The sequence below is a fragment of the Bradyrhizobium forestalis genome, from assembly GCF_002795245.1.
GTDB classification, from domain to species: Bacteria; Pseudomonadota; Alphaproteobacteria; order Rhizobiales; family Xanthobacteraceae; genus Bradyrhizobium; species Bradyrhizobium forestalis.
This window is the reverse complement of sequence record NZ_PGVG01000028.1, coordinates 1-23,071: the sequence shown is the minus strand read 5'-3', so window position 1 is coordinate 23,071 and position 23,071 is coordinate 1. Positions and strand designations below refer to the sequence as shown.

General features: G+C 64.2%; 19 protein-coding genes. 16 read left to right on the top strand and 3 right to left on the bottom strand.

Annotation, left to right across the window (positions count from 1 at the left end; all coding sequences use genetic code 11):
• The first annotated feature begins 25 nt into the window (after nucleotides 1–25).
• On the top strand, nucleotides 26–1,639 hold the full coding sequence (locus CVM73_RS27270) for an ABC-F family ATP-binding cassette domain-containing protein (protein ID WP_100234895.1): 1,614 nt from the start codon (nucleotides 26–28) through the stop codon (nucleotides 1,637–1,639).
• 185 nt (nucleotides 1,640–1,824) lie between these two features.
• On the opposite strand, the gene CVM73_RS27265 is transcribed toward CVM73_RS27270, so the two are convergent.
• Complete coding sequence (locus CVM73_RS27265) at nucleotides 1,825–3,153, bottom strand: dicarboxylate/amino acid:cation symporter (RefSeq protein ID WP_100234894.1); 1,329 nt, start codon at nucleotides 3,151–3,153, stop codon at nucleotides 1,825–1,827.
• Nucleotides 3,154–3,294: 141 nt separating this feature from the next.
• On the opposite strand from CVM73_RS27265, the gene CVM73_RS27260 reads away from it, so the two are divergent.
• The 4 genes from CVM73_RS27260 to CVM73_RS27245 all read left to right on the top strand — a co-directional run bounded on the left by CVM73_RS27260 (nucleotide 3,295) and on the right by CVM73_RS27245 (nucleotide 8,330).
• The gene (locus CVM73_RS27260) at nucleotides 3,295–4,608 is read left to right on the top strand and encodes a solute carrier family 23 protein (protein WP_100234893.1); all 1,314 of its coding nucleotides are present in this window, start codon (nucleotides 3,295–3,297) and stop codon (nucleotides 4,606–4,608) included.
• A gap of 72 nt (nucleotides 4,609–4,680) precedes the next feature.
• The gene (locus tag CVM73_RS27255) at nucleotides 4,681–5,517 is read left to right on the top strand and encodes an SDR family oxidoreductase (RefSeq protein ID WP_100234892.1); all 837 of its coding nucleotides are present in this window, start codon (nucleotides 4,681–4,683) and stop codon (nucleotides 5,515–5,517) included.
• A 128-nt stretch (nucleotides 5,518–5,645) separates the two neighbouring features.
• Nucleotides 5,646–7,445 carry a cation:proton antiporter domain-containing protein gene (locus tag CVM73_RS27250; protein WP_100234891.1) on the top strand — a complete coding sequence of 600 codons (1,800 nt, stop codon included), beginning with the start codon at nucleotides 5,646–5,648 and terminating at the stop codon, nucleotides 7,443–7,445.
• 63 nt (nucleotides 7,446–7,508) lie between these two features.
• Nucleotides 7,509–8,330, top strand: a complete 822-nt coding sequence (locus tag CVM73_RS27245) for an NAD-dependent protein deacetylase (RefSeq protein ID WP_100234890.1) — start codon at nucleotides 7,509–7,511, stop codon at nucleotides 8,328–8,330.
• Nucleotides 8,331–8,343: 13 nt separating this feature from the next.
• Here CVM73_RS27245 and CVM73_RS27240 read toward each other — a convergent pair whose 3' ends face one another.
• Nucleotides 8,344–9,183, bottom strand: a complete 840-nt coding sequence (locus CVM73_RS27240) for a TetR/AcrR family transcriptional regulator (protein ID WP_245452445.1) — start codon at nucleotides 9,181–9,183, stop codon at nucleotides 8,344–8,346.
• On the opposite strand from CVM73_RS27240, the gene CVM73_RS27235 reads away from it, so the two are divergent.
• The 10 genes from CVM73_RS27235 (at nucleotide 9,091) to CVM73_RS27190 (ending at nucleotide 21,397) form a co-directional block, all read left to right on the top strand.
• Complete coding sequence (locus CVM73_RS27235; protein ID WP_100234888.1) at nucleotides 9,091–10,026, top strand: NmrA family NAD(P)-binding protein; 936 nt, start codon at nucleotides 9,091–9,093, stop codon at nucleotides 10,024–10,026. The genes CVM73_RS27240 and CVM73_RS27235 overlap by 93 nt on opposite strands.
• A gap of 126 nt (nucleotides 10,027–10,152) precedes the next feature.
• Entirely contained in the window at nucleotides 10,153–11,148 is a 996-nt protein-coding gene (locus CVM73_RS27230) for an alpha/beta fold hydrolase (protein WP_100234887.1), read from the top strand.
• A 198-nt stretch (nucleotides 11,149–11,346) separates the two neighbouring features.
• Nucleotides 11,347–13,431, top strand: a complete 2,085-nt coding sequence (locus tag CVM73_RS27225; protein ID WP_100234886.1) for a hydantoinase/oxoprolinase family protein — start codon at nucleotides 11,347–11,349, stop codon at nucleotides 13,429–13,431.
• Nucleotides 13,432–13,433: 2 nt separating this feature from the next.
• A complete protein-coding gene (locus CVM73_RS27220; protein WP_100234885.1) occupies nucleotides 13,434–15,092 on the top strand; it encodes a hydantoinase B/oxoprolinase family protein in 1,659 nt (552 codons plus the stop codon).
• Between the two features lie 38 nt (nucleotides 15,093–15,130).
• Entirely contained in the window at nucleotides 15,131–16,132 is a 1,002-nt protein-coding gene (locus CVM73_RS27215) for a TRAP transporter substrate-binding protein (RefSeq protein WP_100234884.1), read from the top strand.
• 11 nt (nucleotides 16,133–16,143) lie between these two features.
• On the top strand, nucleotides 16,144–16,737 hold the full coding sequence (locus tag CVM73_RS27210; RefSeq protein WP_100234883.1) for a TRAP transporter small permease subunit: 594 nt from the start codon (nucleotides 16,144–16,146) through the stop codon (nucleotides 16,735–16,737).
• 31 nt (nucleotides 16,738–16,768) lie between these two features.
• On the top strand, nucleotides 16,769–18,073 hold the full coding sequence (locus tag CVM73_RS27205; protein WP_100234882.1) for a TRAP transporter large permease: 1,305 nt from the start codon (nucleotides 16,769–16,771) through the stop codon (nucleotides 18,071–18,073).
• A 362-nt stretch (nucleotides 18,074–18,435) separates the two neighbouring features.
• Nucleotides 18,436–20,154: a pyrroloquinoline quinone-dependent dehydrogenase gene (locus CVM73_RS27200; RefSeq protein ID WP_100234881.1), complete on the top strand. Its 1,719-nt coding sequence runs from the start codon at nucleotides 18,436–18,438 to the stop codon at nucleotides 20,152–20,154.
• A 93-nt stretch (nucleotides 20,155–20,247) separates the two neighbouring features.
• The gene (locus CVM73_RS27195; protein WP_245452443.1) at nucleotides 20,248–20,592 is read left to right on the top strand and encodes a c-type cytochrome; all 345 of its coding nucleotides are present in this window, start codon (nucleotides 20,248–20,250) and stop codon (nucleotides 20,590–20,592) included.
• A 37-nt stretch (nucleotides 20,593–20,629) separates the two neighbouring features.
• Nucleotides 20,630–21,397: a substrate-binding periplasmic protein gene (locus CVM73_RS27190; RefSeq protein WP_100234879.1), complete on the top strand. Its 768-nt coding sequence runs from the start codon at nucleotides 20,630–20,632 to the stop codon at nucleotides 21,395–21,397.
• An 83-nt stretch (nucleotides 21,398–21,480) separates the two neighbouring features.
• Here CVM73_RS27190 and CVM73_RS27185 read toward each other — a convergent pair whose 3' ends face one another.
• The gene (locus CVM73_RS27185) at nucleotides 21,481–22,125 is read right to left on the bottom strand and encodes a glutathione binding-like protein (protein ID WP_100234878.1); all 645 of its coding nucleotides are present in this window, start codon (nucleotides 22,123–22,125) and stop codon (nucleotides 21,481–21,483) included.
• A 106-nt stretch (nucleotides 22,126–22,231) separates the two neighbouring features.
• On the opposite strand from CVM73_RS27185, the gene CVM73_RS27180 reads away from it, so the two are divergent.
• Entirely contained in the window at nucleotides 22,232–22,912 is a 681-nt protein-coding gene (locus tag CVM73_RS27180; RefSeq protein ID WP_100234877.1) for a TetR/AcrR family transcriptional regulator, read from the top strand.
• The last annotated feature ends 159 nt before the right edge of the window (nucleotides 22,913–23,071 follow it).

Here is a 23,071-nt window from a genome sequence, read left to right as displayed (position 1 = left end):
ACCTGCCTTGCCCACGGGGAATTCCATGCCTGCTTCGATCATTCTGTCCGACCTGTCGCTGTCCACGCCTGACGGCCGTTCTCTTCTCTCCAACATCGATCTGACATTCGCGGCTGAGCGAACCGGTCTCGTCGGCCGCAACGGCGTCGGGAAAACGACGCTGCTTGCGTCGATCCTAGGGGAACATGCTCCCCAATCAGGGCGCATTCTGATCAACGGCGCCATCGGATTGTTACGTCAGAATGTGCAGGTCCTTGCCGGAGCGACCGTGGCCGACCTGTTCGGCGCCCGTCAGGCGCTGGACCTGCTTCGCCGTGCGGAGCGCGGCGAAGCCTCGGCCGACGATATCGCCGCGATCGACTGGACGCTCGACATGCGGCTCGAGGCCGCGCTGGCGCGCCTCGGGTTCGATCCGTCTCCCGACACGGAGCTGTCTTGCCTGTCCGGGGGCCAGATCACGCGGGTTCGTCTTGCCGCATTGGTGTTTGCCGAACCCGACTTCCTGCTCCTGGACGAGCCCACCAACAATCTCGACCAGGACGGACGCAGGGCGGTGGCCAATCTCCTTGCCTCCTGGCGCGGCGGCGCGATCGTCGTCAGCCACGACCGGAGCCTGCTGGAGACCATGGATGCGATCGTCGAGCTGACGTCGCTCGGAGCCACGCGATACGGCGGCAATTGGAGCCGGTATCGTGAGCAGAAGGCTGTCGAACTCGCCGCTGTCAGGCATGGCCTCGCGCAGGCAGAGAAGCGTCTCTCCGAGATCGACGGCAAGGCGCAAGAGGCCGCGGAAAGGAAAGCGCGCAAGGACAGCGGCGGCAGGAAGAAGCGCGCCAAGGGCGACATGCCGCGCATCCTGGCCGATGCACGCAAGGATCGCAGCGAGGACAGTGGCGGCAAGAACGCGCAAATCGCCGAGCGGCGGCGCGCGGAGGCCATCGATGCCGTGGACACGGCGCGCCAGCGTATCGAGATTCTTCAGCCACTCTCGATCAGGTTACCCGTGACTGGCCTGCCGGCGGGCAGGGAGGTGCTTTGGCTCGACGGCGTCAGTGCGGGCTATCGGCCGGAGCAGCCGGTCTTGCGCGATCTTTCGCTTACGATTGTCGGACCGGAACGGGTCGCGCTGATCGGCCCGAACGGTTCCGGCAAGACGACGCTGCTGAAACTGATCGCGGGCGAGCTGCGGCCGCTCTCCGGCACCGTGCGGGTGAGGCCGGACTTCGCCCTGTTCGACCAGAAGGTTAGCCTGCTCGATCCCGCGCTCTCGATCCTGCGAAACTTCCAGCGCCTCAATCCGAAGGCGGGGGCGAACGAATGCCATGCCGCGCTGGCGCGGTTCATGTTTCGTGCTGATGCGGCCTTGCAAGCAGTCGGCAGCCTGAGCGGAGGGCAGATGTTCCGTGCGGGCCTTGCTTGCGTGCTTGGCGGAGTAGCGCCACCATCGTTGCTGATCCTGGACGAGCCGACCAATCATCTCGACATTGAATCGATCGAAGCCGTCGAAGCGGGCCTGAGCGCCTACGACGGTGCGTTGCTCGTCGTCAGCCACGACGAGGCGTTTCTGCAAGCGATCGGGATTGCGCGTCGGTTCGATCTTTCCGCCAACGCGCAACGTGAGCATGGCGGGATCACCTGATCCCGCCTCGCGGCCTGAATATATCAGCTGAGTCTTAGCAGTGATTTTCAAAAACCCGACGCCCTGCCCCCAGCGCGTCGGGTGGAAAAAATGAGTATCAATCCGTGATCCCAACGCCATTGTTGTGACGCGTATCTCGGCGATTTTCCACTCCGGGAAACTACCGCATCTGACTGGGCGTGGTGCTATGCACCCCCGCCCGGTTCCAGCGCCTCTCCGATCTCCAGCGGGTGGGCCATGGTCTCGTGCAGCGCCTCACGGTCGAGCTCGTCTTCGGACATGCTGATGACGACGCAGGCGACGCCGTTGCCGATCAGGTTGGTCAGCGCGCGGCATTCGCTCATGAACTTGTCGATGCCGACCAGGATGGCGATCGACTGGATCGGAATATCAGGCACGATCGAGAGCGTCGCGGCGAGCGTGATGAAGCCGGCGCCGGTCACGCCCGAGGCACCCTTCGAGGTGATCATGGCGATGCCCAGAATGCCGAGCTCTTGCCAGATGGTCAGATGGGTGTTGGTCGCCTGCGCCAAAAACAGCGTCGCCAGCGTCATGTAGATGTTGGTGCCGTCGAGGTTGAAGCTGTAGCCGGTTGGAATCACGAGGCCGACCACGGAGCGGGAGGCGCCGAGATGCTCCATCTTCTGGATCATCTGCGGCAGCACCGTCTCCGAGGACGAGGTGCCGAGCACGATCAGAAGCTCGTCCTTGATATAGGCGATGAAGCGCAGGATCGAGAAGCCCGCCAGCCGCGCGATCGCACCTAACACGATCAGCACGAACAGGATGCTGGTGAGATAGAACGTGCCGATCAGCGCGGCGAGATTGAGCAGCGAGCCGAGTCCGTAGGCCCCCACGGTGAACGCCATCGCGCCGAAGGCGCCGATCGGGGCGACGCGTACGATGATGCGGATGATGCCGAAGAACATCTTTGCGGCCTTGTCGATTGCATCTGCGATCGGCTCGCCGGCCTTGCCGAGGAAGGCGATGGCGAAGCCCGAGAGGATCGAGATCAGCAGCACCTGCAGGAGATCGCCGCGTGCGATGGCGCCGAGATAGCTGTCGGGGATGATCGCCATCAGATGGGCGACGATGCCCTCCTCCTTGGCCTTGGTGACGTAGGTCGCCACCGATTTCGGGTCGATCGTGGCGGCATCGATGTTGAAGCCATGTCCGGGCTGGAGAACCTCGCCGACCAGGAGTCCGACCGCGAGCGCGACGGTCGAGACCGTCTCGAAATAGATCAGCGACTTCAGCCCGACCCGGCCGACACGCTTGAGATCGCCCATCGAGGAGATGCCGTGCACCACGGTGCAGAAGATGACAGGCGCGATCATCATCTTGATCAGCGCGATGAAGCCGTCGCCGAGCGGTTTCAAGGCCTTGCCGAGATCAGGATAGAAGTAGCCGATGAGCACGCCGAGCGCGATCGCGATCAGAACCTGGACGTAGAGGATCTTGTACCAGGGCTGGTGCCGGCGGAGGATGGCTGGCTGGATCGCAACTTGTGTCATAGAGTGAGCCCCGGAACGCATTGATCTTGCAGGATTTGAATCTTGCATGAGCTGCATCATGTGATGGCCGCCGCAGAAGCGACAATCACGTTTTTGTCTGTTCGCACGAAGATCGGTCGTGGCGCCGCAATTGGGGGAAACATGTCGACTGCAACAGGCTCGGACCAGCAAGGCTATTTTCCGCGCTGGACGTTGAAGACCTCGGGCGTGATCATGCCGGAGGAGCGGCTGTCCTGGGGCCAGACCGTCGTCTCCGGTCTCCAGCATTGCGTCGCGATGTCGGGTGCGACGATCATCGCGCCGCTGCTGATGGGGTTCGATCCCAATGTTGCGGTCCTGTTCTCCGGCGTCGGCACGCTGATCTTCTTCGTCATCGTCGCCGGGCGCGTGCCGAGCTATCTTGGCTCGAGCTTCGCGTTCATCGCCGTCGTTATCGCCGCCACCGGCTATGCCGGGCAGGGACCGAACCCGAACCTGTCGGTTGCGCTCGGCGGCATCGTCGGAGCCGGCGTACTGTACGGCGTGATCGCCCTGATTGTGATGTGGTCCGGCGTCGGCTGGGTCGAGCGCTTGATGCCGCCGGCCGTCACCGGCGCCGTCGTCGCCGCGATCGGCCTCAACCTCGCACCCGTGGCGGTCAAGGCGGTGAGCGGAGGCGCGTTCGACACCTGGGTCGGGCTCGCGACCGTTTTGATCATCGGCGTGGTTGCCGTTGCAGCGCCTGGCCTGTGGCGCCGCCTGCCGATCATTGCCGGTGCAATCGGCGGATATCTCCTGTACTTGCTGTTCGCGAACGGCCTCGGTTTCGGCAAGCCGATCGATTTCGCGCAACTGGCGGCCGCGCCGTGGCTCGGTCTGCCGAATTTCACCACGCCGACCTTTCAGGCCGATGCGATCTTTCTGATTGCGCCGGTTGCGGTCATTCTCGTCGCCGAGAATCTCGGGCACATCAAGGCCGTCGGCGCCATGACGGGCCGGAGCCTCGATGCCTATCTTGGTCGCGCTCTGTTCGCAGACAGCCTCGCGACGATCGTGGCCGCCTGCGGCGGCGGCACGGGTGTCACCACCTACGCCGAGAACATCGGCGTCATGGCGGCGACGAAGGTCTATTCGACCTTGCTGTTCGCCTTCGCCGCCGCGGTGTCGATCGTGCTCGGCTTCTCACCGAAATTCGGCGCGTTGATTCTGTCGATCCCCGGCGCAGTCATTGGCGGCCTCTCGATCGTGCTGTTCGGGTTGATCGCGGCGATGGCGGGACGAATCTGGGTCGAGAACAAGGTCGACTTCGCCAATCCCGCAAACCTGATCACCATCGCCGTGGCGCTGACCGCGGGCGCCGGCGATCTCACGCTCAAATTCGGCGCATTCACGATCGGCGGGATTGGCACCGCGACTTTTGGCGCCATCATCCTGTATCAGATCCTGACCTCGCCGCTCGCCCGCCGCGCCGGATGAATCGCAGCGATGCGCTCGGAGATGGAACAAAAAGCCGGTTCCGTCGATGATCAGGCATCCCGGAGATGACTCATGCCACAAACCGATCGCTCAACCTCCCTTCCCTCGCGCCTCGTTGGTCAATACGCGCTGGTGACCGGCGCCTCGCAGGGGATCGGCCGCGCCGTCGCCATCCGCCTCGCCCAGGAGGGCGCGACGGTTGCCATCAACTATTTCGATCATCCTGAAAAGGCCGAGGAGGCGCTGGCGCTGGCGCGGACGGCGTCGACCGACCGCGGCCACGGCAAGCTCGACCATTTCATCGTCAAGGCCGATATCGGTAACGAGCAGGACATTGCCGCGATGTTCGAGACGGTCCTGGCGCGCTGGAAGCGGCTCGACTGCCTCGTCAACAATGCCGGCTTCCAGAGGGAGTCACCGAGCGAGGCGCTGGACGTCGAAACCTATCGCCGGATCATCGACGTCAATCTCAACGGCGCCGTGCTCTGCGCGCAGAAGGCGCTCGCGCATTTCGTCGCGCGCGGCGGAGGGGGCTCCATCATCAATTGCTCCAGCGTCCACCAGATCGTCCCGAAGCCCGGCTATCTCGCTTATTCGATCAGCAAGGGCGGAATGGCCAGTCTGACGCGCACGCTGGCGCTGGAGTTCGCCGGCCGCGGCATCCGCGTCAATGCGGTCGGTCCAGGCGCGATCGACACGCCGATCAACGCGGCCTGGACGGGCGATCCGCAAAAACGCGACGTCGTCACCAGCCACATTCCGCTTGGCCGCGTGGGGACACCGGAAGAGATCGCGGCCGTGTTCGCTTTCCTCGCCTCGGATGATGCGAGCTACATCACAGGGCAGACGATCTATGCCTGTGGTGGCCTGACGCTGTTTCCGGAGTTTCGCGAGAACTGGGCGAGCTAAACGTCGGCTTCGGACCACGTGTCCCGCGCGGGGATAGAGGTCGGGCCGGGTAGGGGTCTGCGGCGCCGTGTGCTATCGACCGGGGACGGCGCTGCCGCTATTGGCAAGCGCCGGTAGATGAAGGGCTCGTGACCACAACGATCAACATCAATGCCTACAGTGACGCGCTGGTGGTCCTCGGGACCGCCGGCGTCGTGGTGCCGATCGTCCGCCACTGGGGCATCAATCCGGTGCTGGGCTATCTCGGTGCCGGCGCCATTCTCGGTCCGCTCGGGCTCGGCTCGCTCGTTCGAGAAGTCCCGTTTCTGTACTGGTTTACCGTGACGGACGCGCAGAACGTCCAGGGTATCGCCAATCTTGGCATCGTATTCCTGCTCTTCTTGATCGGACTCGAACTGTCTTTCAGGCGGCTCGTCACGATGCGGCGGCTGGTTTTCGGGCTTGGCGGCCTGCAGGTACTGGCGGCGTCCGCCATGATATTCGGCGCGGCGCTTCTCTCCGGGCAGAGCTCCGATACTGCCGTCATCCTTGGCGCAAGCCTGGCGCTGTCCTCGACAGCGATCGTGCTCGAGCTGCTGTCCGCCGAACGGCGGCTTGCCACCACTGCGGGTCGCGCCAGCTTCTCGGTGCTGCTGGCCCAGGACCTCGCCGTGGTCCCCATTCTCGTCTTCGTCTCGGTGCTCGGCGCAGGCAGCGGTGGCTCGGTCGTGACGCACATCTCCACTGCGATCCTGAAGGCGGTTGTGGCGGTCGCTTTTCTCATTCTGATCGGACGGCTGCTGATGCGTCCGCTCTTCCAGATGGTCGCGGGCACTCATTCGACGGAGTTGTTTGTCGCCGCGACCTTGTTCGTCATCGTCGGCGCGGGGCTTGCCGCGCACCAGGCCGGCCTGTCGATGGCGCTCGGAGCATTCGTTGCAGGACTGATGCTTGCGGAAACCGAGTATGGCAAGGCTATTGAGGCCACCGTCGAGCCGTTCAAGGGCCTGCTGCTCGGCATCTTCTTTTTCACCGTCGGTATGGCCATCGACTTCCGCGTGTTCATGCGCGAGCCTGGATGGCTGCTGGCAGCCGTGATCGGCATTCTCGCCGGCAAGGCGATCGTGCTCATCATCCTGGGTCGCCTCTTCAAACTCTCTTGGCCGGCGGCGATCGAAATCGGCTTCTTGCTGGGTCCCGTCGGCGAATTCGCCTTCGTCAGCATCGGAATGGCGGCGGCCGGCGGCCTGATCGAGCCACGCGTGTCGAGCTTTGCCGTTGCCATCACCGCCGTGACGATGGCATTGACGCCGCTTCTGGGCATGCTCGGCCGGCGATTGGCCGCGAAGCTCGGTCACGAGCGCGCGCTCGATCCTGAACTCGCGGTTCGGCCGCCCGGCGACCGGGCGCAGGCCATCGTGGTTGGCTACGGCCGCGTTGGAAAGGTCGTCTGCTCGCTGCTGACCAGCCATGGCCTGGACTACATCGCGGTCGATCACGACCCTGTTGCCGTGGCGCGCGACCGCCGCGACGGTCACAAGGTCTTTTTTGGTGATGCGACAGAACCGGGCTTCCTCGAAGCCTGCGGCCTGATGCAGACGACCGGTGTGATCATCACCATTCAGTCGCGACCAGCGATCGATGCCGTCGTCGAGCGGGTCCGCGCGGTGCGGTCGGATGTGCTGATCGTTTCACGGGCGCGGGACGCCGATCATGCCCGTCACCTCTATGCGATCGGCGCCACCGATGCGGTGCCGGAGACGATCGAGGCAAGCTTGCAGCTGTCCGAAGCCGCATTGATCGGCCTCGGAGTCGCGGTCGGGCATGCAATCGCCTCGGTGCACGAGAAGCGGGATGAATTCCGGCTGACTTTGCAGCAAGCTGCCCGCATTGCAGGACAAGAGAAGGCCCGTCCGCTCGATCTCACCGGGCGCCGGCCTCCGCGATAGCCGCCGATCCGCCGCGACTGTCGTGATCTGGCAAAACCCGCCCGCGCGGACTACATCTGCGCCATGACAAATCCTCCGCCGGCAAAACCACCGCTCGAAGATTTCGTCGGCCGGCACGAACGTCTGTTCGTGCTGACCGGCGCCGGCTGCAGCACCAATTCAGGCATTCCCGACTATCGCGACAGCCACGGCAACTGGAAGCGGACCCAGCCGGTCAACTTCCAGGCCTTCATGTCGGAAGCGCAGACGCGCCGGCGCTATTGGGCGCGCAGCCTGATCGGCTGGCGGCGGTTCGGCCAGGCGCGCCCGAACGATGCGCATCATGCGCTGGCACGTCTCGAGGCCGACGGGCGTTGCGGGATGCTGCTGACCCAGAACGTCGACCGGCTGCATCAGTCCGCCGGCCACCGGCAGGTGATCGACCTGCATGGCCGGCTCGATCTCGTCCGTTGCATGGGCTGCGGCGGCAAGACTCCGCGTGACGAATTTCAGGATACGTTGGGACGCATGAACGCGGCGTGGCTGACGCTCGATGCCGCGGATGCGCCGGACGGCGACGCCGATCTCGAGCACGCGGATTTCTCGTCGTTCAAGGTGCCGGCCTGCGAGGCCTGCGGCGGTATCCTCAAGCCCGACGTCGTGTTTTTCGGCGAGAACGTCCCCCGCGATGTCGTCGCCACCGCGCAGGACCATCTGGCGCGGGCTGATGCGATGCTGATCGTCGGCTCCTCGCTGATGGTCTATTCCGGCTTCCGCTTCGTGCGGGCGGCCGCGCAGCGCAACATTCCGATTGCGGCGGTCAATCTCGGCCGCACCCGCGCCGACGATCTCCTGACGCTGAAGGTCGAGGAGCGCTGCGAAGCGGCGCTTGCATTCCTGCTCTGAGAGAGGGCGGCGGCTAGCCGGGCTTCGGATAGAGCCGCAGGAACGCCGTTGACGCCTCGCCTGCTCGCCGCGCGATCTCGCCGGTGCTCGGGCGATTGGCCGCCTGCAGCAACAGACCCGTCATCAGGTCTCCCCACAACAGTCCAAGGAACGTCTCGGTCGTCGCTTCGGGCTCACCGGCAACGAGGCCTGTTGATCTGGCGTTCGTCATGATCGTTCGCAGCGAATCGCGGATGGGCTTGCGGGCGATGCTATCCAGCGCATGCGCGACCTTTGGCGCATGGACGGCTTCGGATATCGCCAGCCGGAATACGGCGACGACGACCGGATCGGTCGTTTCCGTCAGAAGCTTCGTCCCAAATGCAGTGAGCACTTTGGCCAGCATCTCCCTGTCTCGGATCGCGGGCAGGTCCGTCGGTGCCTTGATCCGCTCGGCGCGCTCGGTGATGCATGCGACCAGCATCGCCTCCTTGTTGCCGAACAACGAATAGAGTTCGCGTTTTGAAACGCGTGCGCGCGTTGCGATCTCCAGGGTGCTGGTCTGCGCGTAACCACCTTCCATGAACGCGGAAAGCGCTGCGCTCAGGATCCGCTTCCGGACCTCAGGCCCTTCGGCGTCGTCTTCGCGCGGCTCGATCTTCGGACTCATCGACGCAATCTTCCTCTGCTTCCCCTTGACTTGGTACCAGTCGGTACCATATCGCTGCTGGCGTGGTACCGCATCGTACCAGAACCAGGCGAAACGGGAAAGGACGAGACGATGACAAAGATTACCCTCGTGACCTCCGCGGCAGGGGGCACTCAAGGTCAGACCGGCCGGCATGTGTCCGAGATGCTGCTCCAGCAAGGTCACCAAGTTCGAGCTTTCGTGCGTCAAATCGACAGTCGGTCCGATCGGCTGAAGTCACTCGGTGCGGAGATTTTCGTCGGCGACTTTCTTGACGTCCGCTCCGTCGAACAGGCGACGAGGGGCGTCTCGTCGATCTATTTCGCCTATCCGGTCCAGGACGGATTGGCGGAAGCAACCGCGGCGATGGCATTCGCGGCGCGGCGGCATGGCATTGCGCGGCTCGTCAACCTCGTGATGTACCAGTCGTCCATCGATGCGCCGACACCGCGGATGCGGCAGAACTATTTGTCCGAACAGCTGTTCGAATGGGCGGGCGTCGGGCCGCTGCATCTGCGCGCCACCGTCTTCTACGAGAACGTGGCGCGTCTCGTCGGCGCGAACCTGCCGGAGCGCGGCGCGATCCGCTTGCCGCTCGGCGATGAAGGCACCATTCTGCCGTTGATCTCGGCTGAGGACGTCGCGCGGGTCGCTGTCGGTCTGCTCGCCGGTTCGGAGCAAGCCGCGGGATCCGCGTATCCCATCATCGGAAGCGTCAATTCGGTCGGTGACATCGTCAGGGCGTTCGCGCGCGTCTTCGACAGGGACATCCACTACGAAGAAATCAGCGACGAGGAGTGGCGCAGCGAGGTTCTGGCGCGCGGCTGGAACGCGCACGCGGTCGAGCACCTCTCCTCGCTCTGGAAGTCTCTGCGGGCCGCCCGGCTCTCGGCCGAGACCGCACGCTTCGCCGTTACCGATACCATCGAAAAGATCGGCGGTGCTGAGCCCAAGACATTCGAACAATTCGTTCGCGAGCGAAAATCCGAGCTGCTTGCGCCGGCGCCCGCCGCGAAGGCGACGGCCTAGGCGGGAGGGATGCTCATGGACAGACGCCAGTTCTTGGCTGCGGCCCTGGCTCCGCTCGCATTGCAAGTGGTGCCAGGCACAGCGTCATCAAATGCCTCTGCGGCAAATTCGGAACGGGACGAAAACATGACCAAGACAACGCAACGAATTATCGAAGCGAATGGAATCCACATCAACATCGCCGAGCAGGGCGAAGGGCCGCTGGTGCTACTGGTCCACGGCTTCCCCGAGACGTGGTACTCCTGGCGGCATCAGATCGACGACCTTGCTGCCGCCGGCTTCCGTGTCGTCGCTCCCGACATGCGCGGCTATGGCAAGAGCGATGCGCCGCAGGCGATCGACCAATACACGATCCTGCACCTCGTCGGAGACATGGTCGGCATTCTCGACGCATTGGGCGCGCCGACCGCCGTCATTGTCGGGCATGATTGGGGCGCCAGCGTTGCCTGGCAGGCGGCTCTCACGCGGCCTGATCGCTTCAGGGCCATCGCCGCGCTCAGCGTCCCGTTCCGGCCGCGCGCCAAGGCGCCACCGACTAGTCTCATGCCACACACCGAGGCTGCGCAGTTCTATCAGCTCTATTTCCAGGAGCCGGGTCCTGCGGAGGCGGAGCTCGGACGCGATCCGCGTGCGACCCTTCGCAACATGCTGTTTGGCGCGTCCGGCGACGGCGTGGCCGCGGCGCGCGCGGCCGGCGGGACGACGCCGAACCTCGCGATCGTCCCGAAAGGCGGCGGATTCCTGCAAGGACCCGGCGCGCCGCCAACCTTGCCGTCGTGGATCAGCGAACGCGACATCGACCATTATGGCGAGGAATTCAAGCGCACCGGCTTTCGCGGCGCGCTGAATTATTACCGCAATCTCGATCGCAACTGGGAAATCACGGGCGCCTTGACTGGGCTTCAGGTCACAATACCCGCGCTCTACATGGCGGGCGATCGCGACTTCCTGCTGTCTTTTCCCGGCACGGATCAGTTGCTCGCAAATCTGAAGACAATCGTTCCCGGCCTGCGAAAGGTCCAGATGCTTCCGGGGTGCGGCCATTGGACCCAGCAGGAGCGACCAGGCGAAGTCAGTGCCGCTCTCGTTGAATTCATGCGCGCACTGCCCAGCCCTTCATGAGCAATGCCGTCTTTCCAGAAAGAGTGTGGTCAGGGCCGGTCGAACAACCGGCCCTGACTTGCACGGGAGCTTGACCCAGCCACGTTGGCAATGCTGCATAGGTGCCACGCAAAACCGCCTTCTCGACCGACGCACTCGCTGGTATGAAAATTGCTCAGTTTTCACCCTGAGTTTTGACGATCAGCCGGAGAATTTGGAATGCTTGAGGGAGCCGAGGTGCGGCTTGCCGTCGATATCGGTGGCACGTTCACCGACATCGTGCTGGACGTGGGGCAGGATCGCAAGACGCGCAAGGTGCTGACGACGCCGCAGCGGCCCGAGCAGGCGGTGCTTGACGGCATGCGGCTCATTCTCACCGACGCGCGCGCGCATATCAGCGACATCGACGTCTTCATTCATGGCACCACCCTCGCCACCAACGCCATCATCGAGCGCCGCGGTGCAAAAACCGCGCTGATCGCGACGGATGGCTTCCGCGACGTGCTCGATATCGGCACCGAGAGCCGCTACGATCAATATGATCTCGGCATCGACAAGCCGAAGCCGCTGGCGCCGCGTTCCCTGCGCTTCACCGTGCCCGAGCGCATCGACGCCCATGGCGCCGTTCGCCTCCCGCTGAACGAAGCCTCGGTGCGCGCGCTCGCGCCGAAATTGCGTGAGCTTGGTGTCGAGAGCGTGGCGATCGCTTTCCTGCACTCCTACGCCAATCCCGAGCACGAGCGCCGCGCTGCGGCGATCATCAGTGAGGAATTGCCCGGCATATCCGTGACCGTGTCCTCGGCGGTGTGTCCGGAGATCCGCGAATATGAGCGCACCTCCACCGCGGTCGCCAATGCCTATGTGCAACCGCTGATCGACGGCTATCTCGCCCGCATGGCCGATGCCTTGCATGTCGAGCAGTTTCGCGGCGCGATCTACCTCGTCACGTCAGGCGGCGGCGTGACCTCGATCGAGACGGCGCGGCGCTTTCCCGTGCGCCTCGTCGAATCCGGCCCCGCCGGGGGCGCGATCTTCGCGGCGCAGATCGCGGCGCGCCTCGGCGAGAGCAAGGTGCTGTCCTTCGACATGGGCGGCACCACCGCAAAGATCTGCCTGATCGAGAAATACCAGCCGGAAACCTCACGCGTGTTCGAGGTCGACCGCGCCGCGCGCTTCCTCAAGGGCTCCGGCCTGCCGGTGCGCATTCCCGTGATCGAGATGGTCGAGATCGGCGCCGGCGGCGGCTCGATCGCCCATGTCGACGCGATGAAGCGCGTCACCGTCGGCCCGGAGAGCGCCTCGTCGGAGCCGGGGCCCGCCTGCTACGGCCGCGGCGGCCAGCGCCCGGCCGTGACCGACGCGGACGTTGCGCTCGGCATGATCGATCCTGACGCGTTCGCGGGCGGCACCATCAAGCTCGATCCGGAGCTTTCGAAACAGGCGCTGCTGCGCGATGTCGGTGAGGCGCTGGGGCTGTCGGCGGAAACCGCGGCCTATGCCGTGCACGAGGTGGTCTGCGAAAATATGGCGAGCGCGGCGCGCGTGCATGCGGTCGAGCGCGGTGCCGTGGTCGGCCAGCACACGTTGATCGCGTTCGGCGGTGCCGCGCCGCTGCATGCGGCCCGCGTCGCCGAGAAGATCGGCGTCTCCCGCGTGATCGTACCGTCCAATGCCGGTGTCGGCTCGGCCGTCGGGTTCTTGGCGGCTCCCATCGCCTATGAGCTGGTGCGCAGCCGCCATGTGCGGCTCGACGATTTCGACACCAAGGCCGTCTCGGACCTCTTGCAGGAGATGGCGGCCGAGGCGCGGGCGCTGGTCGAGCCCGGTGCAGCCGGCGCGCCGGTGCGCGAGCGCCGCGCGGCCTTCATGCGCTATGTCGGCCAGGGCCACGAGATCACCGTCGAGCTGCCGAACCAGCCGCTGACCTCAGCCGATCTTGCCGGCCTGCGCCAGAAATTCGAGACTGACTATTCCGCGATGTTCGAGCGGCCGATCCCAGGCGCGGCGATCGAGGTGTTGAGCTGGTCGGTCCTCGCCACCACCGAGGCGCGCAATCCGCCCGCCGTTGCTTCCGTCGCGCGCAAGCCTGCGGCCAAGGCGTCCGGCAGCCGCAAATTCTTCGACGGGCGGGCCGGTGAGGTGATTGAGATTCCGCTCTATCGCCGCGAGGACATGGCGCCGGGTGCGACCATCGCGGGCCCCGCCGTGATCGCGGAAGACGAGACGTCTACTTTTGTTTCGACCAGTTTTGACGCGCATATCGACGGTGCCGGCAGCATCGTCATGGAACGAAAGGCGGCCTGATCATGAGCAAGGCAAATGGCGCGAGCCTGATCGACCTCCAGATCATGTGGCACCGGCTGATCGCCGTGGTCGAGGAGCAGGCGCAGGTGCTGCTCCGCACCGCCTTCAGCCCGATCGTGCGCGAATGCGGCGACCTCTCCGCAGGCGTGTTCGACCTCAAGGGGCGCATGCTGGCGCAGGCGGTGACCGGCACGCCCGGTCACGTCAACTCGATGGCGGAATCGGTCAAGCACTTCATCGATCATTTTCCGATCGAGACGATGAAGCAGGGCGATGCCTACATCACCAACGACCCCTGGATGGGCACCGGCCACCTCAACGACTTCGTCGTCACCACGCCCTGCTTCAAGGACGGCAAGGTCGTCGCGCTGTTCTCCTGCACGAGCCATCTCATGGACATCGGCGGCATCGGCTTCGGGCCCGACGCCACCGACGTGTTCATGGAAGGGCTCTACATCCCCATGCTGAAGCTGATCGACCAGGGCGTCGTCAACGAGACGCTGATGGCGATGATCCGCACCAACACGCGGCTGCCGATCGACACCGAGGGCGACACCTATTCGCTCGCCGGCTGCAACGACGTCGGCTGCGAGCGCCTGGTCGAGATGATGACCGAGTTCGGCATCGATACGCTCGACGAGCTCGGCGACTACATCTGCGATCGCTCGCGCGAGGCCGTGCTGGCCGAGATCGCAAAGCTGCCGAAGGGCAGCTGGCGCAACACCATGGTGGTCGACGGCTATGATGCCCCGGTCACGCTGGCCGCGACGCTGACGATCTCGGATACGGGCATCCACGTCGATTTCGACGGCACATCCGCGGCCTCGAAGTTCGGCATCAACGTGCCTCTGTCCTACACCACCGCCTACACCGTGTTCGGCCTCGGCTGCGTCGTCGCCTCGCAGATCCCGAACAATGCCGGCTCGCTGTCGCCGCTGACGGTGTCGGCGCCGGCGGGCGCGATCCTCAATGCGCCGAAGCCCGCGCCGGTCGCCTCGCGCCACGTCATCGGCCAGATGCTGCCGGACGTCGTGTTCGGCTGCCTGCGCCAGATCATTCCCGAGCGCGTGCCGGCGGAGGGCACCTCGTGCCTGTGGAATCTCAATGTGCGCGGACAGACACGAAGCGGCGTCGGCGGCAATTACGGGTTCTCCATGGCGGTGACCTCCAATGGCGGCACCGGCGCGCGCTTCGGCAAGGACGGGCTGTCGGCGACCGCCTACCCCAGCGGCGTGCGCGGCACGCCGGGCGAGATCGCGGAGACGCAGACGCCCTTGATCTTCTGGCGCAAGGAGCTGCGCCCGGATTCCGGCGGGGCAGGGCGCACCCGCGGCGGCCTCGGCCAGATCATCGAGGTCGGCAGCGGCGTCGATGCGCCGTTCGATATCCTGGCTGCGTTCGACCGCATCGATCATCCGCCGCGCGGCCGCGATGGCGGCCGGAACGGCGAGGCCGGCTATGTCGGCCTCAAATCCGGGAAGAAGTTGCGTGGAAAGGGCTTTCAGCAGGTGCCTCCGGATGATCGCCTGGTGGTGCTGACGCCCGGCGGTGCCGGCATCGGTGCGCCAACCGAGCGCGATCGGGCGGCCGTCAAGGGCGACATCGAAAGCGGCCTCGTGTCTGCCGACAATGCGGCTTCAGTTTATGGGTATGCGCGGTGACGCCATCCGGCGTCGGGCATAGCGAACGGAGGGGAGCAATGATCACGCGAAGGAATTTCACCGCGGGGGCAGCGACGCTGCTCGCCGCCGGCCACATCTCCACCCGTGCACGGGCGGCGACGACAAGCTGGGACATGTCGACGGTCTGGCCCGACGGCAATTTCCACACCCAGAACGCGATGGCCTTCGCGGAAGAGGTGAAGAAGCAGAGCGGTGGCACGGTCGCCATCACCGTGAAGGCCGGCGGCCAGCTCGGCTTCAAGGGGCCCGAGCACTTACGCGCCGTGCGCGACGGTCTGGTGCCGCTCGCCGATGTCCTCAACATCCAGCAGGTCGGCGACGAGCCCTTCATGGGCCTCGAGAGCATTCCCTTCCTCTGCGGCTCGGTGGACGAGCTCAAGGTGCTGCATAAATATGTGCGGCCCGAATACGAGAAGATCGCCGCGCGCAACAACCAGAAGATCCTCTATATCGTGCCGTGGCCGACGCAATATTTGCATCTCAAGGCGAAGGTTTCCGACGTCGAGGGCCTGAAGAACATCAAGATCCGCGTGCCCGACAAGAACGCGGTCGACATGCTGAATGCGATCGGCATGGCGGCGGTGATGATTCCCTGGGGCGAGACGATTCCCGCACTCGCCTCTGGCGCGGTGGCCGGCGTCTCCACCTCGTCGGTGTCGGGCGTCGACGGCAAGTTCTGGGAATTCCTGAAATACGTCTACCCGACCAACCATGTCTGGTCGTCGCAGATGCTCACAGTCAATCTCGATTCCTGGAAGGCGCTGAGCGCCGACCAGCAGAAGCTCGTCTCCGATATCGCGGCAAAGATGGAGCCGGGCTTCTGGGCGAACTCGCTCAAGGCCGATGTCGACAGCCTCACCCGCCTCAAGGAAGGCGGCATGGAGGTGGTGCCGGTCTCGGAAGCCATGATGACGGACATCCGGGCCAAGACCGCGCCGCAGTTAGATGCCTTCCTCAAGCGCGTGCCGGCTGCCGACAAGCCGGTGCGGGCCTATCTCGCCGAAATGAAGCGCGGCTGAGGGCTGGAGCCGTGGTGAGCATTTCGCCCGAAGCACCGCAAAGCCTCAATGCAGCGGCGCCCGCGCCGCTGCGCATCGTCCTCGATGGCATCGATCGCCTCGGCCGGCTCGACGGTTGGATCGGTGGCGGTTGTCTGCTCACACTGACCTTGCTGATGCTGTGCGAGGTCGCAACCCGCTTCCTCTCGAACTTCCTGCCGTTCTTCCCGCCGACCATCTCGATCGCGTGGGAATACTCGTCTTATCTGATGGCGGCGTCCTTCACCTTCGGCGCAGCCATGACCTTGCGCGTCGGCGGCCATATCCGCGTGGTGCTGCTGCTGAAGAATGCACCAGCGCCGGTGCAGCGCGCGCTCGAGATCCTCTCGGCGGCGGCCGGCTTCGCCTTCATGGCGTTCCTGACCTCGGCCATGGCGAAATTCGCCTGGAGCGCGTTCGTGCGCGGCCAGGTCTCGACCTCCAGCGACACGCCGCTGTGGTTTCCGGAAGCCGTCGTCACCTTCGGCATGCTGCTGCTGACGCTCCAGTTCCTGGCGCGCGCGATCCAGGCCGCGCTTGGCCTGCCGCTGGAGGATCATCGCATGAAGGCCTCGCCCGTCGAATGACCGCATCGCCCGCTCCCGGATCCAAGATCGCATGACCATCGAAGTCGTTGCACTGTTCTCGATCTTGTTTGCGCTGCTGGCCTGCGGCGTCTGGATCGGCCTTACGCTTGCGCTCACCGCGACGCTGCTGCTCGCGATGTTCCGCTCGATCCCGCTCGACAAGCTGCTGCCGCAATATGCCTGGAACATCCTGACCACGCAGGAGCTGCTGGCGCTGCCGCTGTTCATCCTGATGGGCGAGCTTCTGTTTCGCACCCGCCTGTCGCGATCGCTGTTTCAGGGATTGGCACCGTGGGCTGGTCTGCTGCCCGGCCGCCTGCTGCATGTCAACGTGATCGGCTGCACCATCTTCGCGGCGATCTCCGGCTCGTCGGCCGCGACCACGCAGGTGATCGGCCGCATGTCGCTGAACGAACTGCTGCGCCGCGGCTATTCCCGCGACATCGCGATCGGCTCGCTCGCCGGCGCCGGCACGCTCGGCTTCCTGATTCCGCCGTCCAACATCATGATCATCTACGGCGTGCTCGGTGATGTCTCGATCCTGAAACTATTCACGGCCGGCGTGCTGCCAGGATTCCTGCTGGCCGCGACCTTCATGGCCTGGGTGATGCTGCATACGAGCCTCAAGCCCGCGATGGTGCCGGAGACGGAAGCCAAGCTTTCGCAAGTGCCGTGGGGCGAGCGCTTCGCCGCGCTGAAGGACCTCGCGCCGGCACTGTTCCTGATCGCCTGCGTGCTCGGCTCGATGTATGGCGGGCTCGCAACGCCGTCGGAGGCCGCCGCCGTCGGCGTGCTCGGCGCGGGGCTGGTGGCCTGGGCGCAGGGCTCGATGTCGCAGAAGGTAATGCACGACGTGCTGATCGGCTCGGTCGTCACCTGCTCGATGATCGCGCTGATCGTGTTAGGGGCCTCGATCCTCGGCAATGCCGCGGCCTTCCTCGGCATCCCGCAGGCGGTGGCCGCCTTCGTCAAGGGCCTCGGCCTGTCGCCGTTCATGCTGATCGTGGCGCTGATCGTCTTCTATCTCGTGCTCGGCTGCTTCCTCGACGGCTTCTCGATGATCGTGATGACGCTGCCGATCGTGCTGCCGATCGTGAAGGGCGCCGGCTTCGATGAGGTCTGGTTCGGCGTCTTCCTCGTGCTCGCCGTCGAAATGGCGCAGATCACGCCGCCGGTCGGCTTCAACCTGTTCGTGATCCAGGGCTTGACCGAGGACGGCCTCGGCTACATCGCGCGTGTCACGATGCCGTATCTCATGATCATGATCGGCTTCGTGCTGCTGCTGACGCTCTGGCCCGGAATCGTCACGATCCTGCCGCGGGTGCTGTACGGATAATGACTTGCGTGGAGGATGTCTCGTCTGCTTGCGCGGCCGCCAGCGCCGGCAGCGACATCTTGAGAGATAAACGGTAAGCGCAGCTGACGTTTCCATCCGACTCGCGCGTCAAATTCGCGCCGGCCACGCATTCCATCTTTGCGCTCCCTTTCATCCGGCGTACTCTATGAGAGCGAGCAGGAGCGCTGCAGCAATCGATCCAAAGAATGTAGCTCTTTTGGCGACGTCCGCCGAGAGGGAGTGAGAACTGTTGGCAGCTCATACGCGATGGGGAGGAACCGACACATAGCGAGCTGCTGACATCCCTCGCGGCGACTTGGCAAGACGCAAGTTCAACAAATCAATAAGAGCGGGAGGAACGGATGAAGAAGCGTTGGTGTAATTCTGGTCTACCTCTTGTTGCCGGCGCAACACTGATCGTGTCGTCAGCGTTGGCCCAAACCGTGGATACTGCGCGGATCGAGAATGCCGGCCAGAACGATTGGCTGACCTATCACGGTTCATACAAATCCTATCACTACAGCCCTCTCGCGCAGATCAACGCGAGCAACGTCCGAAATCTGAGCGTTGCCTGGATCCATATTCCCGGCCGCTCTACCCGTGGCCTGCAATCAATGCCGCTCGTGGCTGATGGCATGCTCTACTACACGGGCTCGTACAGCCGGGTCTTCGCGCTCAACGGCACGACCGGCGAGGTGGTCTGGACCCATTTTCCGGAGTTGGACGAGACGCTGATCGCCCGGCAGACCCATTCTCCCTACAATCGCGGTGTGGCGCTCGGCGAGGGCAAGGTCTTTGTCGGCACCATGGATGGCAGGCTTATTGGCCTGGACATGAAGTCGGGGAAGGTCCTCTGGGAAACCAGGCTGATCGACTCGCAGAAGCTCACGGTTGGTTTCACCGGTGCGCCGCTTTACGCCAAGGGTACGGTGATCATCGGCGCGCAAGGCGGTGAATGGCCGGGCCGCGGCCCGATCTTCGCCGTGGATGCTACCACTGGGAAAAAGAAGTGGGAGTTCCTGACAGTTGCAGGCACCGACGAGGCCATGAAGACGTGGGGAAGCGATTCCTGGCGCACAGGCGGGGGCGGCGGCTGGATGCCGGGCACTTACGACTCCGAGACCAACACCATCCTGTGGGGCACCGCAAATCCGGCGCCGCTCTACGATTGGTCGGGCGCCGATTACAAGACGCAAGGTGCGCGTCCCGGCGACAATCTCTATACGAGCTCCGTGATCGGTCTCGACATCGATACAGGAAAGCTGAAATTCTATCATCAGGAACTGCCGCACGACGCTTGGGACTTCGACAGCGCCGTCGGCGAGTTTGTGATGCTGGAGCGCGACGGCCAGAAGTTCGTGGTCCATCCGAACAAGGGCGGTTTCGTCTTCGTCTACGACCGCAATCTTGCCGTGAAGAATGTCTGGCGGCTCGTCGAGAACATCAACTTCGTCAAGGATATCGATCCCAAGACGGGCGCCTTGATCGGTCGCCGCGACTTCACTGCGGGAAAGGTCACCGAACCGCCGCTCTGCCCATTCATCGGCGGCGGCATCAGCTGGAACGCCGGATCATACAACCCAAAGACGGGCCTGTACTACAAGATTGGCCAGGAATGGTGCATGACGCTCGACATCCAGAAGACGACGCCGGTCACCACACCCCAGGTCCAGCTCAATATCGGCGCTGACTTCAAGATGGCTCCCCCTCCGGGCGGCGAGATTTATGGACATCTCGACGCGCGCGATCCCATCACCGGGGCCAAGAAGTGGGAGGTTCGCTATCCCGAGCCGCCGCTTGGCAGTGTGCTGTCGACCGCGGGCAATCTGGTGTTCGTGCCCGATTCCCGCGGCATCCTCCATGCCTACGATGCCGAAACCGGGACCGAGCTGTGGAATCACAACAACGGCACGGGCCATCAGGGCGGCATCGTCAGCTATTCCGTCAACGGCAAGCAGTACATCGCCGTGGCCGCAGGCTTTGGCGGGATGCTGGCAGACGAATACGCGCCGAACTTCGGCGGCATCTACAAGAGCATGCCGCGTGACGACGGCGCGCTGGTCGTCTTCAGCCTGAAATAGATCATCGCAGATTGCCGGGGAGCAGGCGCAAGCTTGCTCCCCGTGCATTGAAATTGCAGGCACGCTTCAGGACGTGGAGCTGTTACCTTGAAATTGCATCTGAAGACCTTCGCCGCGCTGCTATCGGCCGTGCTGGGCGCCGCATCGCTCCATGCTGCACCGGTTCAAGCGCAGTCCGCCACCCCTGCACCCGAGAACGGGACATTCGACGTCGAGCAGTTGTTCGCGGGGACCTGCGGATTTTGTCACTCCGACGGCGGCCGGGCCGCGGGCAAGGGGCCGCAGCTGATGAATTCGCCACGCGACGATGACTTTCTGCATAACCGCATCAAGAGCGGCAAGTCTGGTGCGATGCCGGCATTCGGTGGGGCTTTCACCGACGCGCAGATCGACCTGATCGTCAAATACATCCGCGCCTTGAAGCCGCGCGAAGGTTAAGTCGCCAAGGCCGGCCCATCGAGACGAGAAATGCGGAATGAAGACAGTTCTCCCGCTTGTAGTCGGCGCCGTCATCGGACTGTTCGGTCCGGCGCAGGCGCGAACGCTGGACGCGATCCGTTCGTCAGGCGCGCTCGGGTTATGCGCCCATCCCAACTCGCTCCCCTTCGCGAGCAAGGCCGGCGATCCTCCCGGATTTCAGGTTGAATTGGGACAGGCACTGGCACGCGAGCTCGGCGTGTCGCTGCGGCTGGACTGGATCATCACGCAATATCAGATGCGGAGCGCCGGCTGTGACATTCTGCTCGATGTGATCGCCGACCGCGAGGCGCAAGGCGAGACCCGCCTGAGGATCTCAAAGCCGTACTATCGCACAGGTGTCGCACTTGCCGTGCCGTTATCCAGCACGCTGGCCTCGTTCCACGACCTCAATGAGCGCACCAAGGTGGGGGTGCAGGTCGGATCGGTCGCAGCGATGATCATCGGTCAACGGCACGTGCCGACGTCGACCTTCGGCTTCGAGAGCGACAGCCTCGAGGCGCTGTCAAACCGCGAGATCGATGCCGCCGCTGTCACGCCTACCGCGGCGAGCTATTTCAATCTGACGCATCCGGACAAGGCGCTCCGGATCCTGGATCGTGATGAGAGCACGGCCGATCTCAACTGGAACGTCGCAGTCGGCATGATCCGTCCGGACGATGCGTTGCGCGAAGCCATCGATGGAGCAGTGGAGCGGCTGCGAGGCGACGGCACGATCGACCGGATCTACGGCCGCTATGGGATCGTGCTGCAGGCGCCGAGATAATCGAGCTTCACGACGGAACGACGCTGTCCCAGCTGAGCCGGGACGGTGTCGCTGCCGTGCGAACTACGGAGATCGCGTTGGCCTTACGCCGCCGCCTTCTTCCGCGCGAGCTCGGCCTTGTACAGCTCGAACTCCTCCGCGATCGCCTTGGCAATCGAAGGCCGCTGACGCAGGCGCTCATAATAGGCCTTTACGTTCGGCCATTTCGCAAGCTCGATCGGCGGTGTCGCCATGGTCCAGTTGATGACCGTGACGAGATAGGCGTCGGCCACGCTGAAATGGTCGAGCAGGAACTCGCGACCCTTCAGGTAGTCGTCGAGATAGTCGAGCCGCGACAGGTTCTTCTCCAGCGCATAGGCCTTCGTCTCCTGCGGCGCCTTGCGGTCGAGCACGGGGATGAAGAGGCCCTTGTGCAGCTCGGTGCCGATGAAGCAGAGCCATTGATGCAGCCGGGTGCGCTCGATACCTGCCGTGGCGCCGAGGCCGGATTGCGGAAAACGGTCCGCGACATATTGCAGGATGGCGGCGTTCTCGGTCAGCACCACGCCCTCGTCGGTGCGCAGCGTCGGCACCAGGCCGATCGGATTGACGGCGCGGAAGTCGGAGCCGTCGTTCAAAACCCTCTTGGTCGGCGGATCGACTTCGAGATAATTCGCCTCGGCGCCGGCTTCATACAGCGCGACGCGTGTCGCCATCGAGCAGGCGAGCGGCGAGAAATAGAGATCCATCTGTAGCCTCCTTGGGCAATTCCTTTTTGGGTGTCGCTCAACCTGGCCAGATTGATTTTTGTACCATCTTGCATAATATGAGTACGGTCAAGGATTATTTTGCGAGATGGTACAAAAATCGAAGCCGCCAGCTGCTGCCAATCAGCCCGAGCGCCGCGGCGAACCCGAGCGCCGCGGCGAACCTAAGCGCCGTGGCCGTCCGCGCGCCTACGAGCCCGATATCGCGCTCGGCAAGGCGCTCGATCTGTTCCGCAAGCAAGGCTTCGCGGCCACCTCGCTCGACGATCTCAGCGCAGCAACCGGCATGAACCGCCCCAGCCTCTACGGCGCCTTCGGCGACAAGCGCGAGCTCTACATCAAGAGCTACCAGCGCTATCGCGAGGAGGCCGGCGCTTCCATGGTCGAGATCTTTCGCCAGGAGATGCCGCTGCGCCAGCGGCTGGAGCGCATCTACGCATCCGCGTTGGACATCTATCTGTCCGGCGACACCGGACCGCGCGGTTGCTTCACGGTCGTGACCGCGGCGTCCGAGGCCGTTGGCGATCCCGAGATTCGCGCCATGGTGCTGGACGGCCTTACCGGCCTCGACAAGGCTTTTGCCAGTTGCTTCCGCCGCGCCAAGGAGAAAGGCGAGCTGCCGGAGAGCGCCGATCCGTTCGCGCTGGCGCAGATCGCATCAGCCACCATCCACACCATTGCCATCCGCTCGCGCGCCCGCGTGCCGCGCAAGGAGCTGGAGGCGATCGTGAAGGGCGCGATTGACGTGATGGTGGGAGTCGAAGTGTAGGCTGTCGTCCCGGACAAGCGCAGCGAAGCGGAGCGCAGATCTACCGTCTTGCGTGTCAAGGGATCGATCGAACGCAGAGGATGCGGCATCGTGCTCGGTAGTCAAGGCGGCTGCGCCCCGCCTTTCGGCGGTGGCCTTCGGCCAGCCTTGACTATCTAC